The sequence below is a fragment of the Massilia sp. 9096 genome, assembly GCF_000745265.1.
Classification (GTDB): Bacteria; Pseudomonadota; Gammaproteobacteria; order Burkholderiales; family Burkholderiaceae_D; genus Telluria.
In genome coordinates, this window is record NZ_JQNN01000001.1 from 2,967,592 (window position 1) to 2,989,038 (window position 21,447).

At 69.0% G+C, this 21,447-nt stretch carries 17 protein-coding genes and 3 pseudogenes; 12 read left to right on the plus strand and 8 right to left on the minus strand.

What is annotated here, in order from left to right:
- The first annotated feature begins 135 nt into the window (after positions 1-135).
- Positions 136-903: a hypothetical protein gene (locus FA90_RS25015; protein ID WP_156116697.1), complete on the plus strand. Its 768-nt coding sequence runs from the start codon at positions 136-138 to the stop codon at positions 901-903.
- Here the strand turns inward: FA90_RS25015 and FA90_RS12690 are convergent.
- Positions 900-1,535, minus strand: coding sequence for a CatA-like O-acetyltransferase (locus FA90_RS12690; RefSeq protein ID WP_036169212.1), 636 nt, complete (start codon positions 1,533-1,535; stop codon positions 900-902). The genes FA90_RS25015 and FA90_RS12690 overlap by 4 nt on opposite strands.
- Positions 1,536-1,596: 61 nt before the next feature.
- On the minus strand, positions 1,597-2,379 hold the full coding sequence (locus FA90_RS12695) for a S9 family peptidase (protein ID WP_036169214.1): 783 nt from the start codon (positions 2,377-2,379) through the stop codon (positions 1,597-1,599).
- 93 nt (positions 2,380-2,472) lie between these two features.
- On the opposite strand from FA90_RS12695, the gene FA90_RS12700 reads away from it, so the two are divergent.
- Both FA90_RS12700 and FA90_RS12705 read left to right on the plus strand, forming a co-directional pair.
- Positions 2,473-3,411, plus strand: coding sequence for an N-acetylmuramoyl-L-alanine amidase-like domain-containing protein (locus FA90_RS12700; protein ID WP_036169216.1), 939 nt, complete (start codon positions 2,473-2,475; stop codon positions 3,409-3,411).
- 118 nt (positions 3,412-3,529) lie between these two features.
- Positions 3,530-4,935, plus strand: a pseudogene (locus FA90_RS12705) (FAD-containing oxidoreductase).
- Here FA90_RS12705 and FA90_RS12710 read toward each other — a convergent pair.
- A complete protein-coding gene (locus FA90_RS12710; protein ID WP_036169218.1) occupies positions 4,932-6,461 on the minus strand; it encodes a DNA polymerase Y family protein in 1,530 nt (509 codons plus the stop codon). The pseudogene FA90_RS12705 and the gene FA90_RS12710 sit on opposite strands and share 4 nt — an antisense overlap.
- Complete coding sequence (gene imuA / locus FA90_RS12715; protein WP_036169220.1) at positions 6,391-7,098, minus strand: translesion DNA synthesis-associated protein ImuA; 708 nt, start codon at positions 7,096-7,098, stop codon at positions 6,391-6,393. The genes FA90_RS12710 and imuA overlap by 71 nt, the downstream gene beginning before the upstream one ends.
- 583 nt (positions 7,099-7,681) lie before the next feature.
- Here imuA and FA90_RS12720 point away from each other — a divergent pair.
- The gene (locus tag FA90_RS12720) at positions 7,682-8,962 is read left to right on the plus strand and encodes a putative Na+/H+ antiporter (protein WP_036169223.1); all 1,281 of its coding nucleotides are present in this window, start codon (positions 7,682-7,684) and stop codon (positions 8,960-8,962) included.
- Positions 8,963-9,000: 38 nt separating this feature from the next.
- Here FA90_RS12720 and FA90_RS12725 read toward each other — a convergent pair whose 3' ends face one another.
- Positions 9,001-9,387 (minus strand): EF-hand domain-containing protein, encoded by a 387-nt coding sequence (locus FA90_RS12725; RefSeq protein WP_239700720.1) that lies wholly within the window; start codon positions 9,385-9,387, stop codon positions 9,001-9,003.
- 244 nt (positions 9,388-9,631) lie between these two features.
- Between FA90_RS12725 and FA90_RS12730 the strand changes: the two genes are divergently transcribed.
- From FA90_RS12730 to FA90_RS12745, 4 genes and pseudogenes are all read left to right on the plus strand, one after another.
- Positions 9,632-10,099 (plus strand): DUF86 domain-containing protein, encoded by a 468-nt coding sequence (locus FA90_RS12730; RefSeq protein WP_239700723.1) that lies wholly within the window; start codon positions 9,632-9,634, stop codon positions 10,097-10,099.
- A gap of 130 nt (positions 10,100-10,229) precedes the next feature.
- Positions 10,230-10,819, plus strand: a pseudogene (locus FA90_RS12735) (DUF2760 domain-containing protein).
- The gene (locus tag FA90_RS12740) at positions 10,816-12,696 is read left to right on the plus strand and encodes an Hsp70 family protein (RefSeq protein ID WP_051971752.1); all 1,881 of its coding nucleotides are present in this window, start codon (positions 10,816-10,818) and stop codon (positions 12,694-12,696) included. Before FA90_RS12735 ends, FA90_RS12740 begins: the two are co-directional and overlap by 4 nt.
- Positions 12,693-15,625: pseudogene (locus FA90_RS12745) on the plus strand (Hsp70 family protein). Before FA90_RS12740 ends, FA90_RS12745 begins: the two are co-directional and overlap by 4 nt.
- Before the next feature lie 9 nt (positions 15,626-15,634).
- Here the strand turns inward: FA90_RS12745 and FA90_RS12750 are convergent.
- Positions 15,635-16,069, minus strand: a complete 435-nt coding sequence (locus FA90_RS12750; RefSeq protein WP_036169224.1) for a GNAT family N-acetyltransferase — start codon at positions 16,067-16,069, stop codon at positions 15,635-15,637.
- A 215-nt stretch (positions 16,070-16,284) separates the two neighbouring features.
- On the minus strand, positions 16,285-17,820 hold the full coding sequence (locus FA90_RS12755) for an FAD-dependent oxidoreductase (RefSeq protein WP_239700725.1): 1,536 nt from the start codon (positions 17,818-17,820) through the stop codon (positions 16,285-16,287).
- An 84-nt stretch (positions 17,821-17,904) separates the two neighbouring features.
- Between FA90_RS12755 and FA90_RS12760 the strand changes: the two genes are divergently transcribed.
- The 3 genes from FA90_RS12760 (at position 17,905) to FA90_RS12770 (ending at position 20,522) form a co-directional block, all read left to right on the plus strand.
- Complete coding sequence (locus FA90_RS12760) at positions 17,905-18,378, plus strand: MarR family winged helix-turn-helix transcriptional regulator (RefSeq protein ID WP_307171390.1); 474 nt, start codon at positions 17,905-17,907, stop codon at positions 18,376-18,378.
- An 82-nt stretch (positions 18,379-18,460) separates the two neighbouring features.
- Positions 18,461-19,318, plus strand: coding sequence for a glutathione-dependent disulfide-bond oxidoreductase (gene yghU / locus FA90_RS12765; protein ID WP_036169231.1), 858 nt, complete (start codon positions 18,461-18,463; stop codon positions 19,316-19,318).
- A 187-nt stretch (positions 19,319-19,505) separates the two neighbouring features.
- Positions 19,506-20,522, plus strand: coding sequence for an SDR family oxidoreductase (locus tag FA90_RS12770; protein ID WP_036169233.1), 1,017 nt, complete (start codon positions 19,506-19,508; stop codon positions 20,520-20,522).
- Positions 20,523-20,540: 18 nt separating this feature from the next.
- On the opposite strand, the gene FA90_RS27515 is transcribed toward FA90_RS12770, so the two are convergent.
- On the minus strand, positions 20,541-20,675 hold the full coding sequence (locus FA90_RS27515) for a hypothetical protein (RefSeq protein WP_275041317.1): 135 nt from the start codon (positions 20,673-20,675) through the stop codon (positions 20,541-20,543).
- A gap of 225 nt (positions 20,676-20,900) precedes the next feature.
- On the opposite strand from FA90_RS27515, the gene FA90_RS12775 reads away from it, so the two are divergent.
- Positions 20,901-21,428, plus strand: coding sequence for a PRC-barrel domain-containing protein (locus FA90_RS12775; protein ID WP_036169235.1), 528 nt, complete (start codon positions 20,901-20,903; stop codon positions 21,426-21,428).
- Positions 21,429-21,447: the final 19 nt, after the last annotated feature.

Consider the following 21,447-nt stretch of genomic DNA (forward strand, 5'->3'; position numbering starts at 1 on the left):
TGTGAAGTGATCGCGCAGTGAGCGATATTGCGCGACCGGCGTGAAAAACAGCACGCCGGTTGCGCCAAGTCATAGAAGTGCGACAAAAACGTCCTAAGCTGAGCCTGCCAAACCAGAACGAATAAGGGGGCGCGCATGGCATCGATCATCAGGCGTTTGGAGCAGTGGCGCGCCGCGCGGCATCTACGCCGTTCGCCGTATCTGGCGCAGCTCGCCGATCTGCCGCCGGCCCTGCAGGGGGCCTGGCAGCACAGCGCACCAAAGGAGTACCAGGGCATCCGCACGGATGCCTTTTTTTTCGCCCGCGCCGCCGAAGGCCTGTTGCGCTTCTTCGACGCCCAGGCCTGCAGCGGGCGGCCATGCGCCCTGCCCTCCGAGGCGGCGGACTCGGTCTGGCATGCCTGGCTGCGCTGGAACCGCGCCAGCCTCGACGACTTCTGCCGCCGCCACTTCGGGCACACCATGCCGCACCTCGAGCATGCGGCGCTGGCCTCGCACTCGCTGGCCCATGCGCTGGTGGCGTGCCGCCAGCGCGAAGGCATCGCACCCGAGGAACCGCGCCCGCCGGACCTGTTCGGCCTGGATGCGCGCCTGCGCATGCCGTACGGGCACGGCTACTGGCGGCGCGGCGACGACATCGTCTACACCCGCCTCGGCCGGCTCGGCGCGGGACGCATCCGCGCGCGCGCCCATCCCGAGCTGACGCTGCCGGCGCTGGTCGCGGCCGGACTGGTGGCGGCCGCGGCGCTGCCGGCGCGGCGCCGGCTGGAGGGGGCGAACGACGGCGATATCGGGGTCATGCTGCAGGACATGGCCGATGCGTTTGCCGGCGACGACGGCGGCATTGCGGACATGGCCTGCGACAGCGGCGGCGGTGGCGACGCCGGCAGCAGCAACGACTAGCGCATGATCGCGTCCAGCTCGGCGGCGATCCGTTGCGCCAGCAGGTGGATGTGGTAACCGTCGACGAAGCCGTGGTGCGCCTGCACCGAGAACGGCACCTGCAGGCCGCGCGGGCCGTCGCGGAAACGCCCCCAGGCAAGCGACGGGATGTCGGGCGCGGCGAGCAGCATGATCGGGTGCTGGATCGAGGTGAAGTCGAGCCAGGGGATGCAGGTCACGAACACCTGGTCCTTGGCGTCGCGCGGCGACATCGTGCGGTACTTCTGGTTCAGCGCCGTCATGCTGGAGGCTTCCTCGCGCGCGCGCATGCCGCGCGCGGCGAACTCGCGCACGTCGTCGCTCCAGTCGAACTGGGCCAGGTTCAGGTCGCCATGCTGGTTGATGACCGTGAAGGACGGCACCAGGCGATCGATGCGGATCACTTCGCCCTCGAACACGCGGTAGCGGAAATTCTCGACCTGCAGCACCGCGCGCAGCACGGCGCACAGCATCACGTGAAACGGCGGCAGCCCCTCGCGCTTGCACCAGGGGCGCAGGTCGGGCAAGTCGAGCGCGAAGCACAGGTTGACCGCCGGGCTCTCCATGCGGTCGAAAAAGTCGAAGCGGTCGCGCCGCCGTTCAAAGTTCTGCATACGTCAGGGTTGATGATAACGGGCCGATATTGTCGCATGTGGCCACGCGCCCGTTATCGTCTCAGGCGGTCGCTCCATCGCCCGGCTGGTCCAGATAACGCGCGCTCCACGCCCCAATGACGTTGGCGACGTAGGCCGCATCCTCCTTGCTGGTGACCAGGTGGTCGATGCCTTCCAGCGAGACGAAGCTTTTCGGGTGCTGGGCGATGCTGAAGATGCGCGTGGCGTTGGCGGTGTCGACGGTGTCGTCGCCGGGCGCATGCATCACCAGCAGCGCGCGGCCGAGATTGGCGATCTTGTCGTGCAGCCGGTGACCGCTGGCATCGTCGACGAAATGCTTGCGGATGTTGAAGTTGCGCCCCGCCAGCCTGACGCGCGCTTCGCCCAGCTGCGCGATGGTGTCGAGGTGCTCGGCAAACAGTTTGTCGACGACGTAGTGCGGATCGCTGGGCGAGGCGATCGTCGCCACGGCGCTCGCCTCGGGAATGCGCGCGGCGGCGGCCAGGACCGCGGTGCCGCCCAGGCTGTGGCCGATCAACAGCCGGGGTGCGGCAAACTTGGCGCGCAAGAAGTCGGCGGCGGCGACCAGGTCCTCGACGTTGGACGAGAAATTCGTGTCGGCGAACTTGCCCTCGCTCGCGCCCAGGCCGGCGAAGTCGAAGCGCAGCATCGCGATGCCCTGATCGGCCAGGCCGGCGCAGATGCGGTTGGCGGCCAGCACGTCCTTGCTGCAGGTGAAGCAGTGGGCGAACACGCCATAGGCGCGCGGGGTGGCGTCGGGGGCGTCCAGCTTGGCCGCGAGTTTGCCGTGCGGGCCAGGGAAGTCGAGTCGTTCGGTGAGCATGGTTTTCGTTGCCTATCTATTTCCTGCCGTGAAGATTTGCTTGATGGCTGAGTCCGGCCGGGGTAACGTAGGATTTTACCTCCAGAGCCATTTATGCGTTTCGCCCGCCTGCTGATCTGCAACCTGACCGCGGTCATCGTGAGCGCCGCCATCGGCGCCGCCAATGTGTCGGCCGAGCCGCTCGACGCGTCGCTGGCCAAGCCGCTCTACCAGATGCAGCCGCTCGAAGCCGGACGCTACATCGCCTGGCAGCACGACGCCGAGCCCGACCTGCGCAAGCGCATCGCCGCGATCGCGCGCAAGAACATCGGCCAACCCTACCGTCTGAATCTGCTGGGTGAATTCCCGTATCAAATCCACGACGAGCTGCCGATGTTCAGCCTCGACCACAGCGACTGTACCGTGTTCGTCGAGCACACCTACGCGATGGCGCTGTCGCAATCGTGGGACGAATTCTTCTGGATGCTGCAGCGCATCCGCTACCGCGACGGCATCGTCGGCGTGGCCACACGCAACCATTACACGGAAGCTGACTGGAACGTCGCCAATCGCTGGCTGGTGACCGACGCCAGCTTTGATCTGGCCGGCCCGACCGGTCCCAGCTACACGATGACGGTCGACCGCGCGACGTTCCTGAAGACGCGCCACCACACCGACGCCGACATCCCGGTCGAAACCAGCCGCCAGGCCTATGTGCCGAAGGCGCAAGCCAGCGCCGCGATCAACCAGATGCGCGAGGGCGACAGCGTCAACGTGGTCTCGCTCCTGAGCGACGGCAAGACCATGGTCACGCACGTCGGCCTGGTGGTGCTCGGTGCGAACGGCGAACGCCACTTCCTGCATTCGTCGGAGCCGGCAGTGCGCGAAGAGCCCCTGGATTCCTTCATCGCCCGCACCGAGGCGCGCGAGGAACGCAACCGCCAGGCCGGCAAGAAAGGCTCGACGCTGCTGGGCTTCAAGTTCCTGCGCCTGAACGACGACATCGTGGTGCCGCCGATGGCGCCGCAGCCGAGGCCGGGGCACGCGTCGTGAAGGGCTAGCCGGACAGGGGCGCGTACGCCTGCCATCGGGCCAGTGCGCTCCCCCGGGTTGCCCCCTACAATGGCGCGTATAGCCGGGCGAGCGCGCCGGCGCCGACAAAAGGACCGCCATGCCTGAACCCACCGAACGATTCGACGCCATCATCATCGGCGTGGGCCAGGCCGCTTCCGCACTGGCCAATCGCCTGTCGACGGCCGGCATGACGGTTGCCATCATCGAGCGCAAGCTGGTCGGCGGCACCTGCGTGAACGTCGGCTGCACGCCCACCAAGGCGATGGTGGCGAGCGCCCGCGTCGCCCGCCTGGCCGCGCGCGCCGGCGAATACGGCGTGACCATCCCGGGTGCGCCCGCAGTCGACATGGCGGCCGTGAACGACCGGACCGGCGCCATCGTCGCCAAGAGCCGGAGCGGACTCGAACAGTGGATCGAGGGTTTGGCCGGCTGCAGGCTGATTCGCGGCCATGCCCGCTTCGAGAGCGTGCGCACGGTACGGGTGGGCGCCAGGATGCTCGAGGCCGACAAGATCTTCATCAACGTCGGCGCGCGCGCGTCCGCGTCGAACATCGCGGGACTCGAGGAGGTCGATTGGCTCAGCAGCAGCGGCATGGTGACGCTGCGCGAACTGCCGCGCCACCTGGTCGTCATCGGCGGCAGCTACATCGGCCTGGAATTCGCGCAGATGTTCCGCCGTTTCGGCGCCCAGGTGACGGTGGTGGAACGGGGTCCGCGCCTGATGCCGCGCGAAGACCGGGAAGTCTCGGACGAGATCCGCGCCATCCTGGAAGCCGAAGGCGTCGTGTTCAAGGTGGACGCCGAATGCATCGAGGTGCGTGCGCATCCGGACGGCGTTGCGGTGCTCACGCACGGCGGCAAGGAGCAGACCGTCGGCAGCCACGTGCTGGTGGCGGCCGGGCGCGTGCCGAACACGGACGACCTGGGCCTACATGAAGCTGGCGTGCGTACCGATGCGCACGGCTACATCGAGGTCGATGGGCGCCTGGCGACCAACGTGCCGGGCATCTGGGCGCTGGGCGACTGCAACGGGCGCGGCGCTTTTACCCACACGGCGTACAACGACTACGAGATCGTCGCCGCCAACCTGCTGGACGGCGAGCCGCGCTCGGTGGATGAGCGCATCCCCGTGTATGCGCTGTACATCGATCCGCCGCTGGGACGGGTCGGCTTGAGCGAGGAACAGGCGCTGGCGCAGGGCCGCGCCGTGCGCGTCGGCAAGCGGGCGATGACGCGGGTCGGACGCGCCGTCGAGAAAGGCGAAGCGCAGGGCTCGATGCGCATCGTCGCCGATGCCCACACGGACGAGATCCTCGGCGCCGCCATCCTCGGCCCGGGCGGCGACGAGGCCGTGCACATGGTGCTGGCCGCGATGGCTGGCGGGATGAGCTGCAAGCAGCTGACCAGGTGATGGCGATTCACCCGACCGTATCCGAGCTGATTCCGACGATTGCGGGGGAGTTGGGCGAGCAGCATGCGCAGGTGGGGAAGCGGCAAAGCTAGCCGAACAGGCCATGCAAGAACCACCGCGGCTCCGCATCGTCGGCGCCGATGCGCTCGCGGTACACCCAATACAGCGTGTGATCCCTGCCCTCGGCGATGAAGTAATCGCGTGTTTCCGGACCGTTCCACCAGCCGGCCTCGATGCGCTCGGGGTTGGAAGCCATGCGCAGCGGCGAGCCGTAGAACGGCCGGTGCTCGCGCATCAGCAGGGCGATCGGCTTGGCCAGCAGCCAGGTCGGGCGCGGCAGCGTCATACCGTCGGGCGGGAGCTGGGCGTTGCCGGCCTTGTCGCGGATGCGGGTTTGCGATTGCGACTGCACCGGCACCCACACATTGGCCTGCTCGGGCCGATAATCGGCGCTGGGCACGGCCTGCAGCACGTTGTCGGGGCCGAGGCGCGCGATCAGCAGCTCCAGCATGCGCACCCGGTCTTCCTCGCTGCCGCCCGGCTCGGGAAACAGCGAATCGCTCACGGGCGCCATCGGCTGCACCTGCTGCGCTTCCAGCGCCAGGCCGATCACCGGCGCGTCCAGCGCCAGCTTGGCCAGGCGTTCCTTGAGCAGGCGCACCAGGTGCTCGTCGCGCCAGGCCGGCTCGGCCAGCGCGACTTCGACGCAAGTGGGCGGACGCGCGATGCGGCCGCGCTCGTGCTCGAGCTTGAGCACGATGCGCTCGACCGCCAGCTGGCGCGCGACCAGCCAGCCGACCAGCTGCAGCAGCAGGCGCCGGCCGCCCTCGAGCAGCAGCTCGGCGTCGTCGATGCGGTCGAACAGTTCCAGGCGCGCATGGAAGGCTTCCGGCGCCTCGATCCATTCGTGCAGCTCGGGCGCCAGGCCATAGGCGGCGTCGAGCAGGTCGAGCAGCGCGCGGCCGCAGCGCCGCTGCAGGCCGGGCCGCGGCAGGCGCTGCAGCTCGCCCAGCGTGCGGCAGCCCAGGCCCTCGAACCAGTCGGCGAACGGGCGCGCCGGCGGCGCCAGCGTGACCGGCAGCCGGTCGAGGCGGCGCGCCAGCGAAGTCATACGCAGCGGCCGGCCCGCGATCGCGCGCGCGTTCGCGCCCGCACGAGCGTGTCCGCCCGCCCCCGCGCGCGCGAGCAGCCAGGCGCCGCGCGCGGTGGGCGAGCAGGACAGCGTGGCGGAAAAACCGAGCGCCGCCACGACCGCCAGGATGCGCCGGCACAGCGCGCGCACGCCGCCGAACAGGCGCAGGCTGGCGCCGACGTCGAGCAGCAATGTCGCTTCCTCCGCTTCGGCCACCTGCGGCGTGAATTGCAGCAGCGCCAGCGCCACCGCGAACAGCGCCTCGGCCTCGCGCTCGGGCGCGCGCTCGTGCAGCTGCGCCTCGGGCATCAGCATCAGCACGCCGCCGCGGCGCATGCCGATCTGGACGCCGGCCGCGCGCGCGCACGGAGACGCGGCCAGCACCCGTTCATGCTCGAGCACGACGCCGCCGGCGTCAGTGCACCAGCTGGGGCTGAAGACCTCGAGCGACAACCGGGGCAGGTGCAGGCCGATCCACAGACGCATGGCGATAGGACAGGTAGGAAGACAATGGGAGGAACAGCGGCGCATCGCGCTGCGGTCCCCGGCGTTTGACGAAATCGATCTCGATGCCGCCGGCCTGCGGCCGCAGCGCCAAGCGCAGCGGCGCCGGCGAGGCGTCCTGGCCGGCCGCCAGCGGACGCAGCATGAAGAACAGGGTCTCGCCGTACTGGGCCGCCAGGTGCAGGCGGCGCAGGGCGTCGCTGCGAATCTGGTTTTGCCAGCACAGCAAGGCGCCGCAACTGCCGCTGCGCAAGACCTGCTCGGCGGCCCACAGCACGTCGGCCGTGCGGTTGGCGCGCAGCCAGAGCAGCTGCGACGGCGCTACCCCAAGCGCGGCCAGCGCCAGCGCCTGCGGCGGATGCGGCGGCTGCAGCAGCACGATGCGGCGCTTGGCGACCGCGGCCAGGGCCGGGCGCAGCAGGCGCATCTCGCCGATGCCGGGCTGCTGCAGCAGCAGATCGACCAGCGCGCCGGTCGGCCAGCCGCCGCCCGGCAGCTGGGCCGAGAGCGCGGGGTGGCCGGTATCGACGCAGCGCATGCCGGCGCGCGCCAGTTGCGAGGCGCGCCAGAGCGACGGGTGCAAGGACTCCGGCGCAGATGTAGACTCTGAGCAATTCATAGATGATGCAAAGCAATACTGTATGTTTATACAGTACTCGCATCATCATGTTTTGGCAAGGTTTATCTTTTGGAATGCTGGGCTGAGCAGACCGGTTTTGTGCTCACGCAAGGTACTTGCCTGCGCAAGGACGCTTGCCGTGCGCGCCTTTGCACCCGGCGACCGGCGCGATCGCTACGCACGGAAGTGAATGCCGGCAGCGTATTTTCCGGCTTGTCCGGACTGGCGATGTCGTTCGGCTTCGCTCCAGCGCGCAGCCAGACGAGCTTTGCCACGATACTGACCAGGATCGCCAGCGTTCCAAACATCGCCAATAAAGCGTTAAGCATTCCACCCTCACATGACGTTGACTGAAATTGCGCAAATGCATGAGCTTTTCACGAAAAACGCCGGCGCGACGGGTGTTGAGACAAACAATGACCGCGCGGATCATGCTGGCGGCATGCGCGGTGCAGGGGCCATATGCACGAGCACGGCTACGCAGGCTGCCAATCAATGAAATAATAGCGATATTTACATTGTTGTTTCCTATCATGACTCACATCCGCAACCGCCACGACAAACCAAACGGAGCCGCCGCCGCATGACCACGACCATGCAGACCATCGGCCTGGTCCTGTTCGCGCTCGCCCTGGTGCACACCTTCGCCACCCACCTGTTCGAGGTGCTGGCGCACCGCCATCCGCGCCACGCCGGGCTGTTCCACCTGCTGGGCGAGGTCGAAGTCGTGTTCGGCTTCTGGGCCTGCGTGCTGATCGCGGCGATGGCGCTGGTCGACAGCGGCGGCGCGGCGATCGACTACGCCGAGTCGCGCCAGTACGGCGAGCCGCTGTTCGTGTTCGTGGTGATGGTGGTGGCGGCCTCGCGTCCGGTGCTCGAGGCCGTGCGCGCGCTGCTGCATATGCTCGCGCGCGTCTGCGTGCGCGTGGCCGGGGTGCGCATCGAGATGGCGCTGACCTGGCTCGGCCTGGCGCTGGTGCCCCTCGCCGGCTCGCTCATCACCGAGCCGGCCGCGATGACGCTGGCGGCGCTGTCGCTGGCGCCGCTGGTGTTCCGCCAGGGGATGCCGGAATGGCTGAAGTACGCGGCGCTGGGCGTGCTGTTCGTGAACGTCTCGATCGGCGGCACGCTCACCGCCTACGCCGCGCCGCCGGTGCTGATGGTGGCCGATGCCTGGGGCTGGGACAGCGGTTTCATGCTGGGTCGCTTCGGCTGGCGCGCGCTGATCGCGGTGCTGGTCAACGCCAGCGTGGCGACGCTGCTGCTGCGCCGGCATCTGCAGTCGCCCGCCACCTCGGCGGATGCGGGCGCCGAGGCCGCCGATACGCGACGCCCGGTGCCGCTGCTGGTGACGCTGATCCACCTGGCCTTCCTCGCCGCGGTGGTGCTGCTGGCGCATCACCCGGTGCTGTTCCTCGGCCTGTTCATGCTGTTCCTGGGTTTTACGCAGGCCTACCAGCGTTACCAGGACCCGTTGATCCTGAAGGAAGGCCTGCTGGTCGGCTTTTTCCTGGCCGGGCTGGTGGTGCTGGGCGGAATGCAGCAATGGTGGCTGCAGCCGGTCGTCTCCAGCCTGGAGCCGACCGCGCTGTTCTTCGGCGCGCTCGGCCTGACCGCGATCACCGACAACGCCGCCCTCACCTACCTCGGCTCGCTGATCGCCGGCCTGGGCGAGCATCAGCAGTACATGCTGGTGGCCGGTGCGGTCGCTGGCGGCGGGCTGACCGTGATCGCCAACGCGCCCAATCCGGCCGGCGCGGCGCTGCTGCGCCAGGGCTTCGCCGACGAATCGATCGGCACGCTCGGGCTGCTGCTGGGGGCGCTCGCCCCCACCTGCGTGGCGGCGCTGCTGTTCCTGCTATGACCTTCCTGCGCTGAGCGGCGCCGCCGACAGCGGCCGGATCAGCTGCCGCTGCCGCCGTTGCCGCCGCCGCCGCCGCCATGCTGGCGCTGGCCCATGTGCGCCTGGGCATAGGCGTTCATCTGCTCGAGCGTGATGGCGCCGGCGTGCCCGGTGTCGATCTCGTCGAAGTGGCGTGCGACCATCGGCATGCCGGCTTTCGCTTCGTCCAGGCTGAGTTTGCCGTCATGGTTGGTGTCGGCGGCGTTGAAGCGCTCGGCCATGCGCTGTGCGCGCTGTTCCGGCGTCATGCGCTGTCCCTGCCATTGGTGCTGGCCCTGCGCCGGGTCCTGCGCCTGCCGGGCGAAGGCCGGGACGGTGACGGCGAAGGCGGCCAGGGAAACAGCGACAGCAGCAGCACGATAAGCAGCACGATAAGCGGTGTTCATGAAGACTCCAGATGGGTTGAGAAACCCCATTGTGTGCGCCTCATGTATCGGAAAAATGTCCGGAGCCCGGCGTTTGATTACAAATTGTGTCCATACGTGCGGCAGGCCAGTTGCTCTTGTTGTAACGTGTGGTGGGGCTCGAATTACCTGCTGCGCTTTGCATTTCGGGACTGCGATGCTCGCGACGGTACGTCGATGCCCCTTTGATGTCTCTGTTGTTGGAAGCAAATCGAATGAGGAAGACATGGACGAAGATCTGCTGGTGAGCAAAATGGGCACCATCGAACGCTGCTGCAAGCGCGCGCGCGACGAGTACGAAAAGGACCCGACCACCTTCGTCGGCGACATCACGCGCCAGGACGCCGCCACGCTCAACGTGATCCGCGCCTGGGAGGCGGCGGTCGAGATGGGCGACTACCTGCTCGGCGAGGCGGACCTCGGCCCGGCGTACGACGAGCGCGAAGTCATCACGCTGCTGGCGGATCACGGCTGGATCGACGCCGCACTGGGCGAAGACCTCAAGCGCACCGGCGAATTCTGCCGCTCGGAATGGGATTACCAGGCCGCCCCGCTGCCGGCCCTGGTGACGATCATCAAGCGCGGCCTCGACGATTTCGACGCCTACGCACGCGCGCTGCTGGCCCGCGCCGCCCAGCAGAACAGCGCAGCCAACGATGCCGATGGCGCGCCGGCCGGCGATCCGGCCATCTGACCGGCCAACCGGCCCGCCATCCGGACAGCCACCCGAGCGCCAGAGGGCGTGTTGCCGGGTCAACGGTGCGCATAACCGATTGTGATCGAACTGGTATCATGCGCGTTTTTACAGCAGCATTCACAAGAACATGAGCCAACCGACCCAACTGCCTTCCTTCTTGAGCAGGCTGTCCCTCGCCTTCGGCGCCTTCTTCAAGACCCTGGGCGACGCCCAGTACGCCGCGCGCATCCGCGACGACCAGGTCGGCCCGATCGCCGCCCCGGCCCCGGCGCCTGCTCCCGCTCCTGCAGCGGCGCCGGCCCCGCGCCCGCTCCGGCGCCTGCCCCGCTTCGCATCGCCACGCCGGACGCCGCCCTGCAGCTGCTCGGCCTGCTGCAACGCGAAGCGCGCCTGATCGACTTCGCCAACGAGAACATCACGGTCTACGCCGACGCCGACATCGGCGCCGCCGCCCGCCTGGTGCACGAAGGCTGCGCACGCGTGCTGCGCGAGCACTTCACGATCACCGCGATCCGCAGCGAGCTCGAAGGCGCGCGCGTGACGCTGCCGGAAGGCTTCGACGCCGCCAGCGTGCGCCTGACCGGCAACGTGGTCGGCAAGGCGCCGTTCACCGGCACCCTGTCGCACCGCGGCTGGAAGGCCAAGGACGTGCGCCTGCCGCAGCTGGCCGAGCAGCATGACGCCAGCATCATCGCCCCGGCGGAGGTGGAACTGTGAACGACGCCGCGACCAACCCGACTGCCAACGACACCGCGCGCTACGCGATCGGCATCGACCTGGGCACCACGCACAGCGCCCTGTCGTACGTCGACCTGCAAGCCAGCGACGGCGAAAAGGCCGACCAGGGCGTGCTGCCGGTGCCGCAACTGAGCGCCCCCGGCACCGTCGAGGCACTGCCGCTGCTGCCGTCGTTCCTGTACCTGCCGCACCCGGACGAGATGGCCCCTGGCGAACTGGCGCTGCCGTGGTCGAACGGCCAGCCGGCGCCGGTCGTCGGCGAGATGGCGCGCTCGCGCGGCGCCGGCACGCCGATCCGCCTGGTGTCCTCGGCCAAGAGCTGGCTGAGCCACCCGAGCGTCGACCGCCGCGCCGCGATCCTGCCGCAGGATGCACCGGCCGAGGTTGAGCGCGTGTCGCCGCTCGCCGCATCGACGCGCTACCTCGAACACATCCGGCAAGCCTGGAACGCCGCGCATCCGGAGGCGCCGTTCGAGCAGCAAGCCGTCACCGTCACGATTCCGGCCAGTTTCGATCCGGCCGCACGCGAACTGACCGCCGAAGCGGCGCGCAACGCCGGCTACCACGACCCGACTCTGCTGGAAGAGCCGCAAGCGGCGCTGTACAGCTGGATCGAAGGCAGCGGCGGCGGCTGGCGCAAGCAGGTCAAAGCCGGCGATATCGTGCTGGTGGTCGACGTCGGTGGCGGCACCAGCGACTTTTCGCTGATCGCCATCCTGGAACGCGAAGGCAACCTCGAGCCGCACCGCGTCGCCGTCGGCGACCATATCCTGCTGGGCGGCGACAACATGGATCTCGCCCTGGCGCACCTGGTCGCGCGCAAGCTGCAGGCGAACGGCACCCAGCTCGACGCCTGGCAGATGCGCGCCCTGACCTACGCCTGCCGCGGCGCCAAGGAACACCTGCTGGCCGACGCGAATGCCACCACCTGGCCGATCGTGGTGCCCAGCCGCGGCTCGAAACTGATCGGCGGCTCGATCCGCACCGAGCTGACGCGCGACGAAGTCACCGCCTTCATCACCGACGGCTTCTTCCCGCGCGTGGAAGCGGGCGCGCGCCCGGCCACGCGCACGCGCGCGGGCCTCACGCAAGTCGGCCTGCCCTACGCCCAGGACGCGGCGATCACGCGCCACCTGGCCGCCTTCCTGGGCCGCCAGGCCGGCGCCACCGCCGAGCTCCAAGGTTTCAACGGCCAGGTCAACCCGGAACACACCTTCCTGCATCCTAGCGCGGTGCTGTTCAACGGCGGCGTGTTCAAGTCCGATATCCTGGCCCAGCGCGTGATGGACACCATCAACGACTGGCTGTACATGGAAGGCGCGGAAGCCGCGCGCATGCTGGAAGGCGCCGACCTCGACCTGGCCGTCGCACGCGGCGCGGCCTACTACGGCTATGCGCGCCGTGGCGGCGGCGTGCGCATCCGCGGCGGCACCGCGCGTTCGTACTACGTCGGCGTGGAGTCGTCGATGCCGGCGATTCCCGGCATGGAGCCGCCGATCACCGCGCTGTGCGTGGCGCCGTTCGGCATGGAAGAAGGCAGCGAACTCGAACTGCCGGGCCAGGAATTCGGCCTGGTGGTCGGCGAGCCGGTGGTGTTCCGCTTCTTCGGTTCGAGCACCCGCCGCCAGGACCGCATCGGCGACGTGCTCGAGTTCTGGGGCCCGGACGAGCTGCAGGAGCTGAACGAGATCCAGGCCGACCTGCCGGCCGAGGGCCGCACGCCGGGCGACGTGGTGCAGGTCAGGCTGCACGCGCTGGCGCTCGAGACCGGCACGCTCGAGCTGGTCGCCGTCGCGCGCGAAGGCCAGCGCTGGAAGATCGAGTTCGACGTGCGCAGCGCTCCCGATACGCAGTGAAGCCAGCGGCCAGCTCACCTGCCCGGACCTTGATCGGGATCGACCTGGGCACCACCAACACGGTGCTGGCCTACGCGCCGGCCGGCGCCAAGCAGGTCGAGACCTTTCCGATCCCGCAGCTGGTGGCGCCCGGCGAAGTCGCGCCAAGGCCGCTGCTGCCCTCGGCGCGCTATCACCTGTTCGAGGCCGAACTGGCGCCGGGCGAGCTGCAGCTGCCCTGGCGCCAGGACGACGTGGCCGGCCTGGCGCACGTGGCGCTCGGGCGGCTTGCGCGCTCGCTGGGGGCGCAGACGCCTGGTCGGTTAGTTGCATCTGCCAAGAGCTGGCTGTCGCACCATGGCGTCGACCGCACCGCGCCCATCCTGCCCTGGGGTGCGCCGGACGACGTGCCGAAGGTGTCGCCGGTCGCCGCCAGCGCCAGCTACCTGGCGCACGTGCGCGCGGCCTGGAATGCCCGGCATCCCGGCCAGGCGCTGGAAGACCAGGAAGTCGTGCTGACCATTCCCGCCTCGTTCGACGAAGGCGCGCGTGCCCTCACGCTGGAGGCGGCGCGCATGGCCGGCTTGACGAAGCTGCGCCTGCTGGAAGAGCCGCAGGCCGCGCTGTACGACTGGCTGCAGCGCCATCGCGACACGCTGGCCGCCGAGCTGGCGCAAACGAAGCTGGTGCTGGTCGCCGACGTCGGCGGCGGCACCACCGACTTCAGCCTCGTGCAGGTCGAACTGGACGCCGGCGGCGCGCCGAAGTTGACCCGCATCGGCGTCGGCAACCACCTGATCCTGGGCGGGGACAACATGGACCTGGCGCTGGCGCATCTGGTCGAGTCGCGGCTGGCCGGCGATGCGGAAACCGGCCAGGGGAGCCAGCCAGCCCAGCGCCTGTCGGCCAGCCGCCTGGCCCAGCTCACCGAACGCTGCCGCGCGGCCAAGGAGCAGCTGCTGGCGCCCGACGGGCCCGAGCAGGTCGGCGTGACGCTGCTGGGCGCCGGCTCGCGCCTGATCGGCGCCAGCCGCACGGTCACGCTCACGCGCGCCGACATCGAACGCCTTGTGCTGGACGGCTTCTTTCCGCTGAACGACGCGCGCGAAGGCGCCCGCCGCGCACGCGCCGGCATCGTCGAATTCGGCCTGCCCTACGCACAGGACGCGGCCATCACGCGCCACCTGGCCGATTTCCTGCGCCAGCATGCGCAGGCGGCGCGCGCCGCGCTTGGCCTGGCCGACGGCACCGGCATGCCGGTGCCCGACACCGTGCTGCTCAACGGCGGCGTGTTCCGCGGCGCGGCGCTGGCCGCGCGCCTGGCCGAGGCGCTGTCGAACTGGCGCGGCGCGCCGGTCACCGTGCTGCACAACCTCGACCCCGACGTGGCGGTGGCGCGTGGCGCGGTCGCCTATTCGCTGGCGCGCGCCGGCTTCGCGCCGACGATCGAGAGCGGATCGGCGCGCAGCTACTATCTGCTGCTGGACGATGCTGGACAACGCGAACGCGGCGCGCAGCCGGACAAGCTGCACGCCGTCTGCATCCTCCCGCGCGGCGCCCGGGCCGGCGAGGAAACCCTGCTGGCCGAACGCAGCTTCGCGCTGCGCCTGGGCCGGCCGGTGCGCTTCCACCTGGTCTCGACGGTCGCCGATGCGAACGGCCCGAGCGGCCAGCCGGTGCGCGCCGGCGACCTGGTCGAACTCGACCCGGCCGCGGTGGTGCGCCTGCCGGCCATCGCCACGGTCCTGCGCGCGCGCGAGGGCGCGCAGGCGGACGCGCAGGCACGTGACAAACGCGCGGCCGAGATCCCGGTGCAGCTGGCGGCGTCGCTGTCGGAAGTCGGCACGCTGGAGGTGCACTGTGTCGCCGAGGACGGCAGCGGCCAGCGCTGGCGCCTCGAATTCCAGCTGCGCGGCGGCGATCAGGACGAGCCCCGAGCCGGCGACGACACTGCGCTGCCGGCCAAGGTCGCGGCCAACATCGACGAGGCCATCAAGCGCATCGACCGCATCTTCGGCGCGCGCAACCAGCAGGTCGACACGCGCGAAGTGCGCCAGCTGCGCGCCAGCCTCGAACACCTGCTGGGCGCGCGCGAGCGCTGGGAGACGCCGCTGCTGCGCCGCCTGTTCGACGCGCTGACGGAACGCGCCAAGGGCCGGCGCCGCTCGAACGAACACGAACGCGTCTGGCTGAACCTGGCCGGCTGGTGCCTGCGCCCCGGCTTCGGCCATCCGCTCGACGAATGGCGCATCGAGGGACTGTGGGCGCTGTTCCCGCTGGGGGCGCAATACTCCAAGGACAGCCAGGTGCGCGCCGAGTGGTGGACGCTGTGGCGGCGCGTCGCCGGGGGCTCCCGCTGGAAGCGCAGCTGCGCCTGCTCGACGACTTCGCCTTCAACCTGCAGGCCGAGCCGGCCGAGCGGGCCAAGCGCCCCGCCACCCTGGTCGACGGCAGCGAGGACGACATGCTGCGCCTGGGCGCGTCGCTGGAACGCATCCCGGCCGCCTACAAGGCCGAGATCGGCGACTGGATGGTCAAGCGCATCATGGCGATTCCGCCCATGCCCAAACCCGACCCGAAAGCCGCCGCGACCTACGCGCGCTACCTGTGGGCGCTCGCGCGCGTGGGTGCGCGCGCGCCCCTGCACGGCAGCGCCCACGAAGTCGCGCCCAGCGATGCGGCCGGGCGCTGGATCGCCGAACTGTTGACACTGGACTGGCGGCGCATCGAGCCGGCCGGCTTCGCCGCCGCCCACCTGGCGCGCAAGACGGGCGACCGCACGCGCGACATCGACGAGGCCTTGCGCGAGCAGGTGCTGCACAAGCTGGCCGGCGGCGGCGCACCGGCCAGCTGGTCGGCGATGGTGCGCGAGGTGGTGGAACTCGACCAGGAAAGCAGCACGCGCATGTTCGGCGACGCGCTGCCGCCGGGGTTGAAGCTGCTGCGCTGAGCTCGGCTGCTATCTTTTGTAGATATCCGGCCGATTCACCTGCCAGAACAGTTTCGGATTCTCCGGCGTCGAAAATCCCAGCTTTTCATACAGCCAGGCGGCCGTCGTGGTCGCCAGCAGCAGCCGGCGATAGCCTTCCACGCCGGGATACGCCAGCATGCATTCGACCAGCCAGCGTCCCAGTCCCATGCCGCGATACGCATCGGTCACGAACACGTCGGCCATATAGGCAAACGTCGCATGATCGGTAATGAAACGGGCATAGCCGATCTGCCGGCCATCGTCGTACAACCCGAAATTGAGACTGTTCTCGACCGCCTTGCGCAGGGTCGCCGCGTCGATTCCCGCAGCCCAGGTGCTGCGGGTGAGATTGGCATGGATGACGTCGAGCTGCAGCAAGGCGGCGTCGGTCGATACCAGGTAGTTTTCTTTGGTCCAATTCATCGCTATCCCCGATCGTGCCCGCCATTGCCGCTCGTGCATGCCAGATGCAATTCCTTATCAAACGCCTCGTTCACGTCGCAATATGGCCGCCGGCTGTCGACCTTCTTGCCCGCTTCGAAATACCGCGGCGTTCGTCCCGGCACGCCTTCACGTCGTCTCATTGCATGGCGATGGTAAATATGCAAACAATGAAGCGGCCTTAGCGCAGAGTCAAGTCAAGAATTGTGATCGCGCATCCAATGCGAAGGCGCCACGCCGGCCGCACGCAAATAAGCCCCGAGGGCCTCGACTTCCGAATCGGCGGTGAACGCACCGATGTAGCCATCCGGCCGCACCAGCAGCAATTGACCAGGCCCCAGGCCATACGCCGCATGGAAATGTCCATCGGCGTCGACCAGGTCGCCGCCAGGGCCGAAGCCGTGCACGCGCAGCCCTGGCCGGCGCAAGCCGTCCAGCAGCGCCGGCGCGACGTCCCGGCCGATCAGCGTCCAGTGCGCGCCCTGCAGCAGCGCGAACAAACGGACCGGCTGGCCACCCGCCCCACGCACCGGCGCATCGGGCGCGCGCTGGCCGGCCAGCAGGCCATCCGCACGCGCCGGCCGCTCCAGCGCCAGCGGCGAGTCCGGATAGCCGATGTCGAGCTGGCGCGTCTCGCGGCCGCGCCGCAGGTCGCCGCGCCTGGCCGCATCCAGCAGGCGCGTGGCCAGGCCGAGCATCGCCGCCGCGACCGGCCGGCGCTCGGCTTCGTAGCTGTCGAGCAGGCGCTCGGCCGCGCCGGGCTCGCGCATGCCGAGCGCCGCCGCCAGCTTCCAGCCCAGGTTCCAGGCATCCTGCACGCTGGTGTTCAAGCCCTGGCCGCCGGTGGGCGGATGAATGTGGGCGGCGTCGCCGGCCAGGAACACGCGGCCGACCCGGTAGCGTTCGGCCAGGCGCGCATTCATCGAATAGGCCGAGGCCCAGGACACCGCGTGCACACGGATGTCGTCGCGGCCGCTCCTGGCGCGCACCAGCGCCTCGATGCCCTGCGCCGACAGGTCGACCTCGCCGCCATCTTCCCCCTCGAGCGGCACCGGCGCTTGCACCTGGAACAGGTCGGTGCCGAGCAGCGGACAGACCGCCACCTGGCGCGCCATCGATCCCTCGTTGAAGCGATGCCAGGCCGCGCGCGACAGGCCTTCCAGCGTCACGTCCGCCACCATGGCACGCACGCCCAGCGTCTTGCCGGGAAAGCCGATGCCGAGCAGATGCCGCACCGTGCTGCGGCCGCCGTCGGCGCCGGCCAGGTAGCGCGCGCGGACCCGCGTCCGACCCTGTGCGCCGCTCAGGACCACGCTCACGCCGGTCTCGTCTTGGGTAAAACTGTCCAGCGTCACGCCATACTCGACCCGGTGGCCGAATTCCAGCAAACGCCGGCGCAACGCGTCCTCGGTCAGGAACTGCGGCAGCATCAGCGGCGCGCCAAACGGCTCGGCCGGGGTCGGCTCCGGGGCTTCGACCACGTCCGTGTCGACGAAGCTGCCGTCCCCGGCATATTCGCGCAAGGGCGGATACGGACCGCCGCGCGCCGCCAGGCGATCGAGCACGCCCAGGTCCTCGAAGATCTCCAGCGTGCGCGGCTGGATGCCCTTGCCGCGCGAGCCGTGGAACGGCGCCTCCATCCGGTCGATCAGGCGCAAGCGCACGCCGCGCCGCGCCAGTTCCAGCGCCAGCGTCAATCCGGCTGCGCCGGCGCCGCAAATCAGTACGTCCACTTCGTTTTCCACTTCCATGGCGACTCCCCCTTTTATGTGTAAAATGCACGCAATGGAGGGCATGCTATGACAAACCGAAAGAATGTGCAAGATACACATATATCGAAACAACAGCTGCGCACGCTGCACGACGCCCTGATCAGCATCATGATCACGATGAACACGCCGCAGCGCGACGTCGAGCTGATCGAAGCCGCCGGGATCAAGCTCGACCGCGCGCTGTTCCCGCTGCTGGTCGGGATCGAGCGGCGCGGTCCGATCGGCGTGGTCGACCTGGCCGATGGCGTCGGCCGCGACCACACCACGGTCAGCCGCCAGGTCGCCAAGCTGGAAAGCCTGGGCCTGGTCGAACGGCGCGCCGCCGAGCATGATGCGCGCGTGCGCCTGGCCGTCGTCAGCGCCGCCGGCCAGGCGATGACCGAGGCGCTCGACGCCGCGCGCGAACGCAAGGCGCGCGCGATCTTCGCAGCGTGGGCGCCGCACGAGGTCGAGCAGCTGGTGGCGCTGATGCCGAAGTTCGCGCAAGCGCTGGCCCAAGCGCCTGAGCACGCACCGTAGCATCCCCGGCAAGCTTGCCAAATTTGATGCATCATCGTGACCTCAGATCGCATCAACGCATCGCATCAACAAGGAGATCACGATGTCCGGCAGCAGCTCGAACCCTTTTTCGCCCTACGTCCCGCCGCGTGTGTGGAGCCCCGCCACCCCCTCGGGCGGCGCCTTCGCCAACATCAACCGGCCGATCGCCGGCGCCACCCATGAAGCGGAACTGCCGGTCGGCAAGCATCCGCTGCAGCTGTACTCGCTGGGCACGCCGAACGGGCAAAAAGTGACGATCATGCTGGAGGAACTGCTGGCTGCCGGCCACACCGGCGCCGAGTACGACGCCTGGCTCATCAAGATCAACGAGGGCGCCCAGTTCGGCAGCGGCTTCGTCGAGGCCAACCCGAACTCGAAGATCCCGGCCCTGGTCGACCACAGCGCCGAACAACCGGTGCGCGTGTTCGAGTCCGGCTCGATCCTGGTCTACCTGGCCGAGAAGTTCGGCGCCTTCCTGCCGACCGAGCAGCCGGCGCGCGCCGAAACCATGAACTGGCTGATGTGGCAGATGGGTTCGGCGCCTTTCGTGGGCGGCGGCTTCGGCCACTTCTATGCCTACGCGCCGGAAAAGCTCGAGTACCCGATCAACCGCTACGCGATGGAAACCAAGCGCCAGCTCGACGTGCTGGACCGCCTGCTGGCCGAGCGCCGCTTCATCGCCGGCGACGAGTACACCATCGCCGACATGGCGATCTGGCCGTGGTACGGCTGCCTGGTGATGGGCGAGCTGTACGAAGCCGCCGAGTTCCTGGCGGTGCACAACTACCAGCAGGTACGCCGCTGGGCCGAGGAAGTCGGCGCGCGCCGCGGCGTGATCCGCGGCCGCAAGGTCAACCGCGTGCGCGGCAAGCCCGAGGAAATGGTGGCCGAGCGCCACGACGCGTCCGACCTGGACTGATCCAGACGCCGAGGGACGCCGCTACGGCTTCCCTCGGCAAGGCGTGTCGTCGATCCGCTTGTTTCACCAGTATTGCACGACGATACCTCGAGCATTTCGTGTTTCTCCCAGGCTAAGGAACGCTCCACGATATTGATTGCGGCTAGTATCAGTTCATCATTAAATCAACCGATCAGGAGCCTGGCCCATGGACTCGCAGCACGACCAACCCGAAGACGACATCGTTTCCTCGCGCCGCCGCTTTGTCGGCACGGTCGCGGCCGGCATCGCCGCCGCCCCTGCCCTCGCTCCGGGCGTCGCCTCCGCGCAGAACGCCACCCCGGCCGCGCGCCCGCTGACCCCGCCCAACTATCCGAAGCCGCCGTTCCCGCGCCAGCAGCAGGATTGGCCCGGCCTGGCCGGCAAGATGACGCCCAAGCCCGACCACGGCGAGACCAGCTACCGCGGCAGTGGCCGCCTGCTGGGCCGGCGCGCGCTGATCACCGGCGGCGACTCCGGCATCGGCCGCGCCGCCGCGATCGCCTTCGCGCGCGAGGGCGCCGACGTCGCCATCAATTACCTGCCGGCCGAGGAGCCGGATGCGCGCGAAGTCGTCGCCCTGATCCGCCAGGCCGGCCGCAAGGCGGTCGCGCTGCCGGGCGACATCCGCGACGAGGCCTTCTGCAAGCGCCTGGTGGACGACGCCGCGCGCCAGCTGGGCGGACTCGACATCCTGGTCAACAACGCCGCGCGCCAGCACTCGATCGATTCGATCATGGACATCACGACGGCCGAGCTGGACTGGCACTTCAAGACCAACGTGTACGCGCCGATCTGGATCACCAAGGCGGCGATCCCGCACCTGCCGCCGGGCAGCGCGATCATCGTCACCGCCTCGGTCAATGCCTACGACCCGTCGCCCAACCTGCTGCCGTATTCGCAGACCAAGGCCTCGCTGGTGATCTTCACGAAGGTCATGGCCAAGCAGCTGGCCGACAAGGGCATCCGCGTGAACGCGGTGGCGCCGGGACCGGTGTGGACGCCGCTGCAGGTGTGCGGTGGCCAGACCCAGGAGAACCTGGAAAAATTCGGCGCCGACCAGCCGCTCAAGCGCCCGGGCCAGCCGGCCGAGCTGGGCCCGGTGTACGTGTCGCTGGCCGAAGCCGCGGCGAGCTACACCACCGGCCAGGTCTATGGCGTGGCCGGCGGCAAAGGCAATCCCTGAGATTGCCGGATACGCCTTTCAGCGGTGCAGGCGCGGCAGCGGCACTGGCAGCACCAGGCCGCGCAGGCGCCGGCTGACGGCGGACAGGAAGGAACGGGTCGGAACCGGCTTGCCGAGCGAACCGGCATAGTTGCAGCGCTGGGTGAGGGGCATGTTGATAGTCTCCAATTTCTTGACAGAATAACCACATCGCATGGGGTGTTCTGTACGGCACTTCGCATAAACGCGCTGCTCAACCGTTCCAGCCTGCACATCGAACTTCATATTTTATTTTGAGAAAAAGGTTCGTCGGGTCGCGCACAATTGACTGACCTCAGATGCACGGCGTACCGTCTCCCTACCCTGAACGGGTTGATGCATCCAACACAGGAGATCACGATGAGCTATGCAGACCGCGACAAGTACGGCATGTACAAGGACACGACCGGCGCCGGTCCGGGTCCGGCCCTGATGGGCGCCGACACCCTGCTCGGCGAGGACGTCGTCAACACCCACGACGAAAAGCTGGGCGACATCAAGGAAATCATGCTCGACATGCACAGCGGCCAGGTCGCCTATGCGGTGCTGGCCTTCCACGGTTTCATGGGCATCGGCGAAAAGCTGTTCGCCGTGCCCTGGCAGGCGCTGCGCCTGGACACCGTCGGCAAACGCTTCATCCTCGACGTCGACAAGGACCGCCTCAAGGAAGCGCCCGGCTTCAACAAGGACAGCTGGCCCGACATGGCCGACATCGGATGGGCCGGCCAGGTCCACACCTTCTACGGCACCGATCCGCGCCCGGGCGCTGCGGCCATGGCGCCGGACACGCTCGGCGCCGATATGGCGAGCGGCAGCGTCGATCCGCGCCCCGGCAACGCGGGCGGCGATACCGACCTGAGCCGCATCCGCGGCAGCAACATCGGCTGAGCAGGCCGCTGGCGAGCGG